16 protein-coding genes are annotated in these 14,892 nt (G+C 68.7%); 11 read left to right on the top strand and 5 right to left on the bottom strand.

Annotated features, from left to right (window positions below):
- The first annotated feature begins 244 nt into the window (after positions 1-244).
- The 5 genes from STRVI_RS05730 (at position 245) to STRVI_RS05750 (ending at position 6,165) form a co-directional block, all read left to right on the top strand.
- Entirely contained in the window at positions 245-1,888 is a 1,644-nt protein-coding gene (locus STRVI_RS05730; protein ID WP_014054669.1) for a peptide ABC transporter substrate-binding protein, read from the top strand.
- Positions 1,889-2,036: 148 nt separating this feature from the next.
- Positions 2,037-2,963, top strand: coding sequence for an ABC transporter permease (locus tag STRVI_RS05735; protein ID WP_014054670.1), 927 nt, complete (start codon positions 2,037-2,039; stop codon positions 2,961-2,963).
- A complete protein-coding gene (locus tag STRVI_RS05740) occupies positions 2,956-3,933 on the top strand; it encodes an ABC transporter permease (RefSeq protein ID WP_014054671.1) in 978 nt (325 codons plus the stop codon). The genes STRVI_RS05735 and STRVI_RS05740 overlap by 8 nt, the downstream gene beginning before the upstream one ends.
- A gap of 11 nt (positions 3,934-3,944) precedes the next feature.
- Positions 3,945-5,003: an ABC transporter ATP-binding protein gene (locus tag STRVI_RS05745; protein ID WP_014054672.1), complete on the top strand. Its 1,059-nt coding sequence runs from the start codon at positions 3,945-3,947 to the stop codon at positions 5,001-5,003.
- Complete coding sequence (locus STRVI_RS05750) at positions 4,996-6,165, top strand: ABC transporter ATP-binding protein (RefSeq protein ID WP_014054673.1); 1,170 nt, start codon at positions 4,996-4,998, stop codon at positions 6,163-6,165. Before STRVI_RS05745 ends, STRVI_RS05750 begins: the two co-directional genes overlap by 8 nt.
- A gap of 121 nt (positions 6,166-6,286) precedes the next feature.
- On the opposite strand, the gene STRVI_RS05755 is transcribed toward STRVI_RS05750, so the two are convergent.
- The gene (locus STRVI_RS05755) at positions 6,287-6,646 is read right to left on the bottom strand and encodes a hypothetical protein (protein ID WP_014054674.1); all 360 of its coding nucleotides are present in this window, start codon (positions 6,644-6,646) and stop codon (positions 6,287-6,289) included.
- A 62-nt stretch (positions 6,647-6,708) separates the two neighbouring features.
- On the bottom strand, positions 6,709-7,146 hold the full coding sequence (locus tag STRVI_RS05760; protein ID WP_014054675.1) for an ATP-binding protein: 438 nt from the start codon (positions 7,144-7,146) through the stop codon (positions 6,709-6,711).
- 157 nt (positions 7,147-7,303) lie between these two features.
- Between STRVI_RS05760 and STRVI_RS05765 the strand changes: the two genes are divergently transcribed.
- The 3 genes from STRVI_RS05765 to STRVI_RS05775 all read left to right on the top strand — a co-directional run bounded on the left by STRVI_RS05765 (position 7,304) and on the right by STRVI_RS05775 (position 8,827).
- Positions 7,304-8,194 carry a helix-turn-helix domain-containing protein gene (locus STRVI_RS05765; protein WP_014054676.1) on the top strand — a complete coding sequence of 297 codons (891 nt, stop codon included), beginning with the start codon at positions 7,304-7,306 and terminating at the stop codon, positions 8,192-8,194.
- Positions 8,195-8,206: 12 nt separating this feature from the next.
- Positions 8,207-8,407 (top strand): DUF397 domain-containing protein, encoded by a 201-nt coding sequence (locus tag STRVI_RS05770; protein ID WP_014054677.1) that lies wholly within the window; start codon positions 8,207-8,209, stop codon positions 8,405-8,407.
- Positions 8,408-8,623: 216 nt separating this feature from the next.
- Positions 8,624-8,827, top strand: coding sequence for a hypothetical protein (locus STRVI_RS05775; RefSeq protein ID WP_043235451.1), 204 nt, complete (start codon positions 8,624-8,626; stop codon positions 8,825-8,827).
- Between the two features lie 51 nt (positions 8,828-8,878).
- Here STRVI_RS05775 and STRVI_RS05780 read toward each other — a convergent pair whose 3' ends face one another.
- From STRVI_RS05780 to STRVI_RS05790, 3 genes are all read right to left on the bottom strand, one after another.
- Complete coding sequence (locus STRVI_RS05780) at positions 8,879-9,550, bottom strand: M15 family metallopeptidase (RefSeq protein ID WP_014054678.1); 672 nt, start codon at positions 9,548-9,550, stop codon at positions 8,879-8,881.
- Positions 9,551-9,657: 107 nt separating this feature from the next.
- On the bottom strand, positions 9,658-9,855 hold the full coding sequence (locus tag STRVI_RS05785) for a hypothetical protein (RefSeq protein ID WP_014054679.1): 198 nt from the start codon (positions 9,853-9,855) through the stop codon (positions 9,658-9,660).
- Between the two features lie 109 nt (positions 9,856-9,964).
- Positions 9,965-11,089: an epoxide hydrolase family protein gene (locus tag STRVI_RS05790; protein WP_014054680.1), complete on the bottom strand. Its 1,125-nt coding sequence runs from the start codon at positions 11,087-11,089 to the stop codon at positions 9,965-9,967.
- A 203-nt stretch (positions 11,090-11,292) separates the two neighbouring features.
- On the opposite strand from STRVI_RS05790, the gene STRVI_RS05795 reads away from it, so the two are divergent.
- Genes STRVI_RS05795 through STRVI_RS05805 form a run of 3 tightly spaced genes read left to right on the top strand, consistent with a single transcriptional unit; the run spans position 11,293 to position 14,887 of the window.
- The gene (locus STRVI_RS05795; RefSeq protein ID WP_014054681.1) at positions 11,293-12,930 is read left to right on the top strand and encodes a peptide ABC transporter substrate-binding protein; all 1,638 of its coding nucleotides are present in this window, start codon (positions 11,293-11,295) and stop codon (positions 12,928-12,930) included.
- A gap of 3 nt (positions 12,931-12,933) precedes the next feature.
- Complete coding sequence (locus STRVI_RS05800) at positions 12,934-13,857, top strand: ABC transporter permease (protein WP_014054682.1); 924 nt, start codon at positions 12,934-12,936, stop codon at positions 13,855-13,857.
- Positions 13,850-14,887: an ABC transporter permease gene (locus STRVI_RS05805; RefSeq protein ID WP_014054683.1), complete on the top strand. Its 1,038-nt coding sequence runs from the start codon at positions 13,850-13,852 to the stop codon at positions 14,885-14,887. The genes STRVI_RS05800 and STRVI_RS05805 overlap by 8 nt, the downstream gene beginning before the upstream one ends.
- The last annotated feature ends 5 nt before the right edge of the window (positions 14,888-14,892 follow it).

Raw genomic sequence — 14,892 nt, forward strand, 5'->3', positions numbered from 1 at the left:
TCCGGATTTCGAAGCTCCGCGCGTAGATGCTGTGACCAAAGCGAGACCCATAAGGTGTGGTTTAAGGGCCGGACGTGCTCAATCATGGGGTCCATTGAGCTCGGGTCAATGGGTCACACGCTGTGGGGAGCGCGGACCTACGAGCACATCTGGGGGGTTCCGGTCCCTTTCGCTGTCAGGGGTGTCAGCGTGTCTCCGGGCGCCCCCTCTCGTAGTGACAGTGGACTCCTGAGGAGGCAAACCCATGCGCGGTGCCAAGAGCGCCAAGTGGGTCGCGTTGGCAGCGGTCGTGGCGCTGGCCGCGACCGCTTGCGGTGGTAACGGCAGCGACAGCGGCAGCAACGATATGAACAAGGGGGCGGCGGACCCGAACGGGATACTCACCGCCCAGTTGAGCGAGCCGCAGAACCCGCTGCAGCCGGCGAACGCGAAGGAGAGTCAGGGCAGCCGCGTGCTGCGGACGATCTTCGCGGGGCTGGTGGACTACGAGCCGGGCACCGGCAAGCTGGTCTACGTCAACGCGGAGTCGGTCACCCCCAACAAGGACTCCTCTGTCTGGACCGTCAAGCTCAAGCCGGGCTGGAAGTTCCACAACGGCGAGGCCGTGACCGCCAAGTCCTACGTGGACTCGTGGAACTGGTCGGCCAACGTGTCGAACAACCAGACCAACTCGAGCTGGTTCCAGGACATCAAGGGCTACGAGGACGTCCACCCGGAGAAGGGCAAGCCCAAGGCCGACAAGATGTCCGGCCTCAAGGTCGTCAACGACAACGAGTTCAAGATCGAGCTCAACAGCTCGGTCTCGTACTTCGCCTACAAGCTGGGCTACGACGTGTGGACCCCGCTGCCCACCGGGTTCTTCAAGGACCCCAAGGGCTTCGGTGAGAAGCCGGTCGGCAACGGTCCCTACAAGTTCGTCTCCTGGGACCACAAGAAGATGATCAAGGTCCGGAAGTTCGACGGCTACCAGGGCCCGAACAAGGCCAAGAACGGCGGCATCGACTTCAAGAACTACACCACCGCCGACGCCGCCTACTCGGACCTGCGCTCGAACAACCTCGACTGGATCGAGCAGGTCCCGACCACCGCGCTGACCAACTACAAGTCGGACCTCGGCAAGCGCGCGATCGACGAGGAGTACTCGGCGGTCCAGTCGGTCGTCCCGGCCTTCTACACCAAGCAGTTCAAGAACATCGACCCCAAGGTCATCCAGGGTCTGTCCATGGCGATCGACCGCGACACGATCACCAAGACCGTGCTGCACGGCTCCCGCACCCCGGCCGACAGCTTTGTCGCCCGCGGCGTGATCGGCTACAAGGCCGGTGCGCTGAAGGATCAGGTCACCTACGACCCGGCCAAGGCCAAGGCCCTCGTCAAGGAGGGCGGCGGTGTCCCGGGCAACAAGATCTCGATCCAGTTCAACGCCGACCAGGACCACAAGCCCTGGGTGGACGCGGTCTGCAACAGCATCCGCAAGGCCACCGGCGTCGACTGCGTCGGCGACTCCAAGCCCGACTTCCAGGCCGACCTGAACGCGCGTGACAAGCACCAGGTCAAGTCGATGTACCGCGGTGGCTGGGTGCTCGACTACCCGGTCAACTCGAACTTCATGAGGGACCTGTACGGCTCCAAGGCGGCCGGTAACACCAGCGGCTACGCCAACAAGCAGTTCGACGAGCTCGCCAACAAGGCCGACAAGGCCGCCACCCTGGATGAGACCGTCAAGCTGTACCAGCAGGCGGAGCAGGTCCTCGCCAAGGACATGCCGGCGATCCCGCTGTGGTTCTACAAGGTCAACAGCGGCCAGTCCAACAAGGTCCGGGGGAAGATCCCCTACGGCCAGGACGGCGACCCCATCTTCACCGACGTCCAGGTGAAGAAGAAGTAATCATCGGGACCGCCGGCCGGTGCCGCCGCTCCTCCCACCAGGGAGCGGCGGCACCGGCCCGCAGGCGTGAGGCCCGCAGCTCATCCCCCCACCCGCGTGGCGCAGACGAGACGTGGCCTCCGCCGCCCCCCAACGGCATGGAGGCATGATGGGGCGCTACGTCGCCAGGCGACTGCTCCAGATGATCCCGGTGTTCATCGGGACTACTCTGATCATTTTTCTCATGGTCCACGTACTGCCCGGTGACCCAATCCGGGCGATGTGGGGAGACAAGGCCGCGGACCCCGCGCAGGTCGCGTCCCTCCGCCATGAGTTCGGGCTGGACCAGCCCCTGTGGAGGCAGTACATCGACTACATGGTCAACCTCTTCCAGGGAGACTTCGGCAAGACCTTCGGCGGTCGCGAGGTCTCCGAGGAAATGGGGATGGCCTTCCCGGTGACCCTCCGCCTCGCGGCGGTGGCCCTCACCATCGAGATCATCGTCGGCATCGGGCTCGGTGCCTGGGCCGGTCTCAAGGCCGGCCGCGCCGTGGACACCGGCGTCCTGATCTTCACGCTGATCGTCATCTCGATGCCGGTCTTCGTCCTCGGCTACCTGGCCCGGTTCATCTTCGCCGACGAGCTCGGCTGGCTGCCACCGAACGTGCAGGACTCGACGAACCTGGAGCAGCTACTGCTGCCCGGCTTCGTCCTCGCGATGCTCTCCATGGCGTATGTGGCCCGGCTGACCCGGACCACGTTCGCCGAGAACCTGCGCGCCGACTACATGCGCACCGCGCTCGCCAAGGGCCTGCCGCGCCGCCGCATCATCGGCGTCCACCTGCTGCGCAACTCGCTGATCCCCGTGATCACCTTCCTCGGCACCGACATCGGCGCGCTCATCGGCGGCGCGGTGGTCACCGAGGGCATCTTCAACGTCCAGGGCGTCGGAAACCTGCTCTTCAAGGCGCTCGGACAGCGGGAGGGCACCACCATCGTCGGCACGGTGACGATCTTCGTCCTCGTCATCCTGCTGATCAACCTAGTCGTCGACCTGCTGTACGCGGTCCTGGACCCGAGGATCCGGTATGCCTGACATGACCAAATCCCAGTCCGGTACGGCGGTCGACACGGCGGTCGACGCCGTGGCCCCGCCGACCGAGGTGGACACCGCCCCCGCCGCCGGCCCCGTCTCCCAGGGCAAGCCGCGCTCGCTGTGGGGCGACGCCTGGTTCGAGCTGCGCCACCGGCCGCTGTTCTGGGTCTCGGCGGTGCTGCTGGTGCTGCTGCTCAGCATCGCGTTGTTCCCCGGTTTGTTCACCGGCGCCGACCCCAAGGACGGCGACCTGACCAACCACTTCCTGACCAAGCCGGAGCTGACGCACTTCTTCCAGGCCGACTGGTTCGGCTACGACGGGCAGGGCCGTTCCATCTACGCCCGGGTCATCTACGGCACCCGCGCCTCCATCATGGTCGGTGTCGGGGTGACGGCCTCGGTCACCATCTTCGGTGGCCTGCTGGGCATGCTGGCCGGGTACTTCGGCGGCTGGATCGACTCGATCGTCTCCCGCATCGTCGACATCTTCTTCGGTCTGCCGTTCCTGCTCGGCTCGATGGTCGTGCTGAACGCGTTCACCGAGCGCAAGGTGTACGTGGTGATCGCGGCGCTGGCCTTCCTGGGCTGGACCACCATCGCCCGGGTGATGCGCAGCTCGGTGATCACGGCCAAGCAGGCGGACTACGTCACCGCGGCGCGCGCCCTCGGCGCGGGCACCAACCGGATCCTGTTCCGGCACGTCCTGCCCAACGCGCTCGCGCCCACCATCGTGGTCGCGACGATCTCGCTCGGCGCCTACATCTCAGCCGAGGCCACGCTGTCGTACCTGGGTCTCGGCCTCGCCGACCCGACGATCTCGTGGGGCATCGACATCTCGTCGGCCAAGGACGCCATCCGGGACAACCCGCATGTGATGCTCTTCCCGGCCGGAATGCTGAGCCTCACGGTCTTCGCATTCATCACGCTCGGCGACGCGGTGCGCGACGCCCTCGACCCCAAGCTGCGCTGAGGAGGGCATACGTGACCACCATCGAGAAGACCGCGGACGACGCCGTCCGCGAGGGTGCAGGCGACGACGGCACCCCACTGCTGGAAGTCCGCGATCTGCATGTGGAGTTCCACACCCGGGACGGTGTCGCCAAGGCCGTCAACGGCGTGAACTACAGCGTCGACGCCGGTGAGACGCTCGCCGTCCTCGGCGAGTCCGGCTCCGGCAAGTCGGTGACCGCCCAGGCGATCATGGGCATCCTCGACATGCCGCCCGGGAAGATCCCGCAGGGCCAGATCCTCTTCCGCGGCGAGGACATGCTCACCATGTCGGGGGAGGAGCGCCGGAAGATCCGCGGCCGGAGGATCGCCATGATCTTCCAGGACGCGCTCTCCTCGCTGAACCCGGTGCTCTCCGTCGGCTATCAGCTCGGCGAGATGTTCCGGGTCCACCAGGGCCTGTCCAAGAAGGACGCCAAGGCCAAGGCCATCGAGCTGATGGACCGGGTCCGCATCCCGGCGGCCAAGGAGCGGGTGAGCGACTATCCGCACCAGTTCTCCGGCGGTATGCGCCAGCGCATCATGATCGCCATGGCGCTCGCGCTGGAGCCCGACCTGATCATCGCCGACGAGCCGACCACGGCCCTCGACGTCACCGTCCAGGCCCAGGTGATGGATCTGCTCGCGGAGCTTCAGCGTGAGTACAACATGGGTCTGATCCTGATCACCCATGACCTGGGCGTGGTCGCGGACGTCGCCGACAAGATCGCCGTGATGTACGCGGGCCGGATCGTCGAGACCGCCCCCGTGTACGAGCTCTACAAGCGCCCGGCCCACCCCTACACCCGGGGCCTGCTGGACTCCATCCCGCGCCTGGACCGCAAGGGGCAGGAGCTCTACGCGATCAAGGGGCTGCCGCCCAACCTGCTCAAGATCCCCTCGGGCTGCGCCTTCAACCCGCGCTGCCCCAAGGCGGAGGACATCTGCCGTACGGACGTCCCCGCGCTGGTGCCGGTCACCGAGCAGGACGGCACGGAGCTGCCGGGCCGCGGCAGCGCGTGCCACTTCTGGAAGGAGACCCTCCATGGCTGACACCGAGAAGAACGAGGCGGCCATGGAACCGGCCGCGGAACCGGCCGTGGACGCGACCCCCAACGTCACGGAGGTGGAGACGGTCGACGCCGCCACCGAGGACGAGGCGGTCGCGGCCCTCGATGCCAAGGTCGACCGCGGCGAGCCGATCCTCCAGGTGCGCAATCTGGTCAAGCACTTCCCGCTGACCCAGGGCATCCTCTTCAAGCGGCAGATCGGCGCGGTCAAGGCGGTCGACGGCATCTCCTTCGACCTCTACCAGGGCGAGACGCTCGGCATCGTGGGCGAGTCCGGCTGTGGCAAGTCCACCGTCGCCAAGCTGCTGATGACCCTGGAGACCGCCACCGCGGGCGAGGTCTTCTACAAGGGCCAGGACATCACCAGGCTGTCGGGCCGCGCGCTGCGGGCCGTCCGCCGCAACATCCAGATGGTGTTCCAGGACCCGTACACCTCGCTCAACCCGCGTATGACGGTGGGCGACATCATCGGGGAGCCCTTCGAGATCCACCCCGAGGTGGCTCCCAAGGGCGACCGGCGCCGCAAGGTCCAGGAACTCCTGGACGTCGTGGGCCTCAACCCCGAGTACATCAACCGCTACCCCCACCAGTTCTCCGGCGGCCAGCGCCAGCGCATCGGCATCGCGCGCGGGCTCGCCCTCAACCCGGAGATCATCATCTGCGACGAGCCGGTCTCCGCGCTCGACGTCTCCGTCCAGGCACAGGTCATCAACCTGATGGAGGGCCTGCAGGACGAGTTCAACCTGTCCTACATCTTCATCGCCCACGACCTGTCCATCGTCCGGCACATCTCCGACCGGGTCGGCGTGATGTACCTGGGCAAGATGGCCGAGATCGGCTCCGACACCGAGATCTACGACCACCCGACGCACCCCTACACCCAGGCGCTGCTGTCGGCCGTCCCGGTCCCGGACCCTCAGTCGCGCGAGGGCCGCGAACGCATCATCCTCACCGGCGACGTCCCGTCCCCGGCCAACCCGCCCTCCGGCTGCCGCTTCCGCACCCGCTGCTGGAAGGCCGAGGACAAGTGCGCCAAGGAGATCCCGCTCCTGGCCATCCCGGAGCGCTTCGCCGGATCGGACTCGCCCGCGGCACACGAGTCGGCATGCCACTTCGCGGAGGAGAAGGACGTGGTCCACGCCTGACGCCCTCTTGCGGGCCGCTGTTGAACGACGAGGGCCGCCCGGGACGTGATCACCACGTCCCGGGCGGCCCTCGTCGTCGTTCAGGCCCCGTCCGACTCCGGCCAATGCTGCACGGAATCGCTCACGCTGCGACCTCGCGACGCGCGGCGTCCAACAGCACTCCGATCTCGGCCGAGGCGCGCCGGGCGTCCTCGATGCTGGGCGCATCGGCGACGGCCGCCTCCAACTCGTAGAGTCGTCGAGCCCGATCCGGGTGGCGCCGCAGAGCAACGAAGACTCCCCAGCGGTGGAGGAAAGTGTGCATGGGGACGGTGCTGTCCGTCTGCACCGCCTCCTGCCAGGCGCTGTGGAATTCCTCCTCGAATCGGACGGCCGCGCCGAGGTCGAGGGAGCGCACGGCAACCCGCAGAGCCTGCTCGGTCAGCGGCGGCATGGGGAACAGCGGCTCGTCGTGGGAGTCCTCTATGGGCTGTGTGCTCACGGCGCCGTCTCCTCCGGTGTGCCGTAGGTCGTCCACATAGGGCGATCGTTGCAGGCCAATGTTCATTGAGCCTGCCCCATCACGGGTGGCGGCGGGGTCAGCGTGAACCATACGGCCTTGCCGGTGACGCCCGTGTCCTTGTCGGTGTAGTCGCGCACGCCCCAGGTGTCGGAGCACGACTCGACGAGCGTGAGCCCGCGCCCGCTCTCGTCCTCGGCGTTCGCCACCACCTGCTGTGGCAGCCCGCAGCCGGAGTCCCACACGGTGACCCGGAAGTCCGGCGGTGTGGGCTCCCAGTCCATGCTGACGTACGCGTCGGTGGTGGTGTTCCGGTACGCGTTGGTGACCAGCTCCGATACGAGCAGTTCGGCCGTGCCGACGATGCAGTCGAGCCGCGCCGCCCTGAGGACGTGGCGGATGGTGGCCCGTACGACGCCTACGGCGCGCGGGTCGTGAGGGATGAACAGGCCGTAGGACCAGGGCTCTTCGGGCGTGCGCATGGGGCAGCCTCCGGTTGAGTGCCTTGTGTGACTGGCGCCATACGTAAGGTAGCGATGCGGCGCGTATATATTCAACCGATCCGGATTGAGTGGGGTTACGGAGTGGACGCATGCGCGTGCATCGCGCAACACTCGCCGCACGAGAGAGGGGAACCGCATGGGGCTCAGGGCTGATCCCACGTATCGGCAGCGCCGATTCGGCATCGAGGTGCGCAGGCTGCGTGAGGCTGCGGGGCTGACTGTCGGTGAGGCGGCCCAGGTGGTGGGGATGCGTCAGCCGCACTTCAGTAATGTCGAGGCGGGCCGCACTGGCCTGTCGGCCGAACGCCTCCAGAAGCTGACGGAAGCGTTGGGTGGTACGTATACGTATCCCGTTGACGCTCTGCTGGCTCTGGGGCAGGAACCCGGGAACGGATGGTGGAGCGACTACCGCACGACTCTGGGTGCGACCCACCTCGACCTGGCCGAGCTGGAGACCGGAGCCGTTGCCCTGCGCAACTACGAGCTGCTGTTCATCCCGGGGTTGCTCCAGACCTTCGAGTACGCGACGGCCGTGCACAGCAGCGGCTTCTCGCCGACTGTGAGTGAAGTGCGTGACGCGGCCGTGGAGTTCAGGATGCGGCGGCAGAAGGTTCTGCCGGGCGAGCGGTCTCCTCGGTTCCACGCCATCGTCCACGAGGCGGCGCTGCGCGTTCTCTACGGTGGTCGCGCGGTGATGCGTGATCAACTGCTGCGGCTGATCGAGGTGTCTCGCTTGCCGAACGTCACGATCCAGATCGTGCCCATCGACAACGAGGGAAGCGCGGCCTTCAGCCACCCGTTCATGGTGATCGAACCGGGCGTGGTGGAATTGGGCACGGTGCTCGTCGACCAGGTGGGCAAGGCGCAGTTCCTCGACGAGCGCCAAACGCTGTCCGAATATGGGGAGTCGTTCGCGAGACTGAGCGAACTGGCCCTGCCCCCAGTGGATGCTGAGGCTGCGCCGGAAGCTCGCACGGCGAAGGATTCCCTCGGGCTCATCCAGCACATCCTCTACCCGCTTCTCTAAGGAGAGAGCCGCATGTCCTCGTTTGCCTGGCGGAAGTCCAGCTTCAGCACGGGCGACGCGCCCAACTGTGTCGAACTCGCCGCCGACCCCACCGGCACCCCTCACCTCCGCGAGAGCGACGACCCGGAGGTCGTCATAGCCACGACCCCGGCCGCGCTGCGCGCGTTCCTGCGGGCTGCGAAGGCGGGGGAGTTCGACCGCATCGAAGGGTGAGCCGCGCCCCTCCCGGCACCCCTTCCGAAAGTGCTTGACCTGGCGCAACTAATTTGTCAAGCGTTTTTCAGAGGGGTACCCCACCCCCCTGCCAATCCGGAGGCGGTCCGGCAGTCCGGCAAGGGCCTCGGGCCTCCGAGCACGGGCGCCGCCACCGGCGCCCACCCTTCGGCGGCCGGCGCCCGGCGATGGCGCGCCGCCCGTCACCCCCGACCCATGCTCAAATGGGACGAGACGGCGGCGCGGGAGATCGGGGAATCGCTGGCTCTGGCAGGAACGTCGGATCCGGTGGACGGAGCCGTCGCCGTGCTCGCCGTACGGCAAGGGGCGGCGATCGCCACCTCCGACCCCGACGACATCCGGCATCTGCTCGACCGGCTCGGCAGCCGAGGCAAGCTGGTGGCCGTGCAGCAGGTCTGAAGACCGGCTGCTCGGGGCGGACACGGACCGGGCCCGTCGGTCGCCGGGGGCTCAGGGCTGCGGTACGGGGCCGTAGACGGCCGCAGGCGCGGCCGTGGACCAGGCCCAGTAGCGGTCGCCGTAGGACCAGTGCCACCACTCGGTGGGGTAGTTGACCATGCCGACCGAGGACAGTGCCTCGATCATCAACGCCCGGTTCTCGCGGGCCCGTTCGGGCAGGTCGGGGGCGTGGGTGTAGCAGGTCCCGGCGCTCTCCTCGGGGGTCGCGGCCTCCGGGCTGCCCATGTCGATCTCGGCGCCGTCGCGGGTGCATACGGTCAGATCGATCGCGGCCCCGGCGACGTGTCCGGCCGTCTCCGCCGGGGCGCACCAGCGGCTGGTGGCCGTTTGGATCCGCTCCTCGTCGGCGTCCGGATCGAGCCGGCGCAGCGTGGCCGCGTAGCCGTCGAAGATCTCCTGTTGGAGGGCCGGGGGACGGTAGCCCTCGACCAGCAGCCAGCGCCAGTCGTGCGGCAGCAGCTTCTCGGCGCGCTCCAGCCGTTCGACGACGCCGGCCCGGAGGTGTGCGAAGTGTCCCGCGGGGTCGGCCCGCCGGGGGTCCACCCGCAGCCGGCCCCGGCAGTCGACCAGCGGTTCGCCGCATTCGCGTACCGGGACCGCCCTGACGCGTGGATCGCCGATCAGGACGATCCGCTGGTCCGCCGGAAAGGGCGAGTTGGTCATGGGGCTCTCCTCGCGGGTGCTGGTCGGCCGTCCCTCCTGCCTGCCCAGCGGCTCGTTCGGATGAACCGCTGCCCGTGGGTGTCCGCAGGGGGCGGTGTCGGCTTCCCTCACGTACCCCACGCCATGTTGACGAGGGCCACGCACATCACGAGGACCATCCCCACACCCTGCACGGCCGTGCCCCAGGCAGGCATGGACTCGCCTCTCTGGGACGCCGAGCGCCGTACGAAGAAGGCGGTCACCAGCGCGATGACGCCGATGGGAGCGAACACGATGGACAGCCAGTCGGCTTGCACAGGGGTCATGGCGGACTTCCTTGGTTTCTCACCTCGGTGACAGGGCGGCCATCATCAGTGGAAGTGCTCGGGACCCCTCCCGAGCAGGGCTCACCGGTACGGACGGTACGGGCCCCGGTCAGCGCAGGTCGCGGAAGAACGTCCGTACGTCATCCACCAGCAGTTCCGGGACCTCCATCGCCGCGAAGTGGCCGCCCGCCTCGAACTCCGACCAGTGGGTGATCGTGTGGTGCGGCTCGGCGAGGCGGCGGATCGCGGTGTCGCCCCGGAAGACCGCGACGCCGGTGGGGACGCCGGAGCGCTCGGGGGGTGTGCCCCAGGCCGAGGCGGCCTCCTTGTAGAGGCGGGCGGAGGGGCCCGCCGTGTTGGTGAACCAGTACAGGGAGACGTTCGTGAGGACCGCGTCGCGGTCGAGGGCGTCCGGTTTGTCGCCGTGGGCGGCGAACCAGTCGAGGTTCCAGGCCAGTTGCCCGGAGGGCGAGTCGGCGAGGCCGTAGGAGAGGGTCTGGGGGCGGGTGCCCTGGATGGCGGCGTAGCCGGACAGCTCGCGGTGCCAGCGTTCGACACCGGCCAGCCGGGAGCGCTCCGCCGGGGTCAGCTCCTCCGGTCCGGCCGGGTCGGCCGACCCCACGGTCACCAACGCGTTGACGTGGACGCCGACGACCCGGGACGGCGCCACCCGGGCCACCTCGGGGGAGATCAGCGAGCCGAAGTCGCCGCCCTGCGTGCCGTAGCGCTCGTAGCCCAGGCGCCGCATCAGCTCGGTCCACGCGGTGGCGATGCGGCGGATGCCCCAGCCGGGTTCGCGGGGCGGGGCGGAGAAGGAGAAGCCCGGGAGGGACGGGATGACGACGTGGAAGGCGTCGGCCGGGTCGCCCCCGCGCCCGCGTGGATCGGCCAGCGGGCCGATGACCTCGGTGAACTCCGCGACCGAACCGGGCCAGCCATGGGTGATCAGCAGCGGCAGGGCAGCCGGCTCGGGTGAGCGGACATGGAGGAAGTGCACCCGCTGCCCGTCGATCTCCGTCGTGAACTGGGGGAACGCGTTCAGCCGCGCCTCCTGCGCCCGCCAGTCGAACCCGGTGGCCCAGTACCCGGCCAGCTCGCGGACGTGGTCGAGCGAGGTCCCGTCGGACCAGCCGGCGCCCGGGAGCGGTTTCGGCCAGCGGGTGTGTTCCAGGCGTCGGCGCAGATCGTCGAGCTCGGGCTGGGGGACGGCGATGCGGAAGGGATGGATCTCCATGGCCCGCACGGTAGGGGTGGACGCGGACGGGGAGCGTCCGCGACTCTCGGCGGCTTGCGGCGCCGAGGGTCGCCGCGACCTTCGGCGGCTTGCGGTGCCCGGGGCCCGCGACCCCGGACAGCGGTCATCGACGTGCGCCGTCGCGCCAGGGGATGTCAGATGGGGCCAAAGGCGGATCTTGAACCGGATCCTCGGGAGGCGCCATGCGCGGAGCCCCGTATTCCCTGTATGCCAGGCGCGCGCTGTCCGCGCTCTGCGTGTCCGCCGTCGCCCTGCCCCTGACGGCCTGCGGCGGCGGGGACGGCGGCGCCGAAGACGGTGTCGTCCGCTCGTCCTGGGGCGATCCGCCCAATCCGCTGGAGCCGGCCAATATCAATGACGTCCAGGGCGGCAAGGTCCTCGACATGATCTTCCGGGGGCTCAAGCGCTACGACCCCAGGAGCGGCGAGGCCAAGAACGCGCTCGCGGACCGGATCGAAAGCTCCGACCAGCGGAACTACACCATCACCCTCAAGCAGGGCCGCCGGTTCGCCAATGGGGAGAAGGTCACCGCCGCGTCCTTCGTGAACGCCTGGAACTACGGCGCCCGGATCGACCACAAGCAGCGCAACGCCTACTTCTTCGAGTACATCGAGGGCTACGACAAGGTCCATCCGGACTCCGGCGCCCCCACCGCCAAGACTCTCTCCGGGCTGCGGGTCAAGGACGAGCGGACCTTCACCGTCCGGCTCACCCAGAAGTTCTCCACCTGGCCCAAGACGCTGGGCTACAACGCCTATGCGCCGCTGCCCCGGGCGTTCTTCGAGGACCATGCCGCCTGGCTGAGGAAGCCCGTCGGCAACGGCCCGTACCAGGTGCGGTCGTACACCAAGGGCTCGGTGATGAAGCTGCGCGCGTGGGACGGCTATCGCGGGCCGGACAAGGCCCGTAACAAGGGCGTCGATCTGCGCGTCTACACCGACAACAACACCGCCTACACCGATCTCCAGGCGGGCAATCTCGATCTGGTCGACGATGTCCCGGCGCAGCAGCTCAAGTTCGTCCGCTCCGACCTCGGCGACCGCTACATCAACCAGCCCGCCGGGATCATCCAGACCCTCACCTTCCCGATGTACGACCGCGCCTGGAGCGGCCCGGCCAAGGCCAAGGTCCGCCGGGGCATCTCGATGGCGATCAACCGCGCGCAGATCACCGAGCGGATCTTCCACGGCACCCGCACCGCCGCGACCGACTGGACCTCGCCGGTCCTGCGCCGCCAGGGCGGCTATCGGCCGGGGCTGTGCGGGGACGCCTGCCGCTACGACCCGGCCCGGGCGCGCAAGCTGATCAAGGCGGGCGGCGGGCTGCCCGGCGGGCGGATGACGATCACGTACAACGCCGACACCGGCTCCCACAAGGACTGGGTGGACGCGGTCTGCAACAGCGTCAACACCGTGCTGAGAAGCGACCGGGCCTGTGTCGGCAAACCCGTCGGCACCTTCGCCGACTACCGCAACAAGATGACGGGCAAGGAGATGACCGGGCCGTTCCGGGCCGGCTGGCAGATGGACTATCCGCTGATCCAGAACTTTCTGCAGCCCCTGTACTACACCGGCGCCTCCTCCAACGACGGCCACTTCAGCGACACCGGCTTCGACCGGATGGTGAACCAGGCCAACGCCGCCTCCGCGGACGGCCGGGCCATCGCGGACTTCCGGGACGCGGAGAAGGTCCTCGCCCAGCAGATGCCCGCCATTCCGCTGTGGTACCAGAACGGCAGCGCGGGCTATTCGCAGCGGCTCAGCGAGGTGGCGCTCAACCAGTTCAGCGTCCCGGTCTACGCACGGATCAGGGTCGGCTGAGCCATGGGCCGCTATGCGCTGCGCCGACTGCTGCAGATGATCCCGGTGTTCATCGGCTCCACCTTCCTGATCTTCTTCATGGTGTACGCGCTCGGCGACCCGGTCGCCGCGCTCTTCGGCGACAAGGCCCCCGACCCCGCCACCGCGGCCAGGATCCGTAAGGACCTCTATCTGGACGAGCCGCTGTGGCGTCAGTACGCGCACTACATGGGGCAGGTCTTCAGCGGGCACTTCGGTACGGCCTTCAACGGGCAGCCGGTGACCGAGCTGATGGCGAGCGCGTTCCCCGTCACCCTCCGGCTCACCGTGGTCGCGGTGGTCTTCGAGATGGCGCTGGGCATCACCCTGGGCGTCCTCAGCGGGCTGAGCCGGGGCCGGGGGCTGGACACCTCGGTGCTGCTGCTCACCCTGGTCGTGGTCGCCGTACCGACCTTCGTCAGCGGCACGGTGCTGCAGTATCTGTTCGGCGTGACCTGGGGCTGGGCCAGACCCTCGGTCTCCCCGGCGGCGCCGCTGACCGAACTGCTGCTGCCCGGGGTGGTGCTGGGGCTGGTGTCGCTCGCGTACACCACCCGCCTCACCCGCACCTCCATCGTGGAGAACGCCCGCGCCGACTACGTCCGCACCGCCGTCGCCAAGGGGCTGCCGCGCCACCGCATCGTCACCCGCCATCTGCTGCGCAACTCGCTGATCCCGGTGGTGACGTTCATCGGCACGGACATCGGCGCGCTCATGGGCGGGGCCATCGTCACCGAGCGGATCTTCAACATCCACGGCGTGGGCTACCAGCTCTACCAGGGCATCCTGCGCCAGAACTCGCCGACCGTCGTCGGCTTCGTGACCGTCCTGGTGATCGTCTTCCTGCTCGCCAATCTGCTCGTCGACCTCCTCTACGCCGTGCTCGACCCGAGGATCCGGTATGCCTGAGCCCTTTGACCCGCGCTACGACATGACCGAGGCGATCGCACCGGCCGGCAGCGGCGGCGGTCCGATGGACCTCACCACCCCCGGCTCCCAGACCCTGAAGGGCGGGCCACGGCGCGGACCCTGGCGCCTCCCCCTCCCCTGGCGCAAGGAGCCCGGCCGCCGCTCCGGCGGACCGGCCGCGCCCACCGGACGGGGGCTGTGGTCCGACGCCTGGCACGATCTGCGCCGCAACCCCGTCTTCATCGTCTCCGCGCTGATCATCCTCTTCCTCGTCCTCATCGCGGTCCGGCCGCAATTGATCGCGAGCGGCAACCCGTACCACGGCGACCTCGCCAGGGCGCAGGACGGCCCGGCCCCCGGCCACCCCTTCGGCTACGACCTCCAGGGCCGCGACGTCTACACCCGCACGGTCTACGGCGCCCGCGCCTCCATCACCGTCGGCATCTGCGCCACCCTCGGCGCGGCGCTGCTGGGCAGCGCGCTGGGCGGGCTCGCCGGGTACTTCGGCGGCTGGTGGGACGCGCTGCTCTCGCGGATCGCCGATGTCTTCTTCGGCATCCCGATCCTGCTGGGCGGCCTGGTCTTCCTGTCGGTGGTCACCAGCGGCTCGGTGTGGCCGGTCGTCGGCTTCATCGTGCTGCTGGGCTGGCCGCAGATCTCCCGGATCGCGCGCGGCTCGGTGGTCACCGTCAAGGAGCACGATTACGTCCAGGCGGCGCGGGCGCTCGGTGCCGGCAGCGGCCGGACGCTGCTGCGCCATATCGCGCCCAACGCCGTGGCCCCCGTGATCGTCGTCGCGACCATCGCACTGGGCACCTACATCTCGCTGGAGGCCACGCTGTCGTTCCTCGGCGTGGGGCTCAAACCGCCCACCGTCTCCTGGGGGATCGACATCTCCTCCGCCGCCACCCAGATCCGCAACGCCCCGCACATGCTGCTGTGGCCCGCCGGAGCGCTATCGGTCACGGTGCTCGCGTTCATCATGCTCGGCGACGCGGTGCGCGACGCCCTCGACCCCAGGCTGCGGTAGGTCCG

Source organism: Streptomyces violaceusniger Tu 4113 (assembly GCF_000147815.2).
GTDB lineage: Bacteria > Actinomycetota > Actinomycetes > Streptomycetales > Streptomycetaceae > Streptomyces > Streptomyces violaceusniger_A.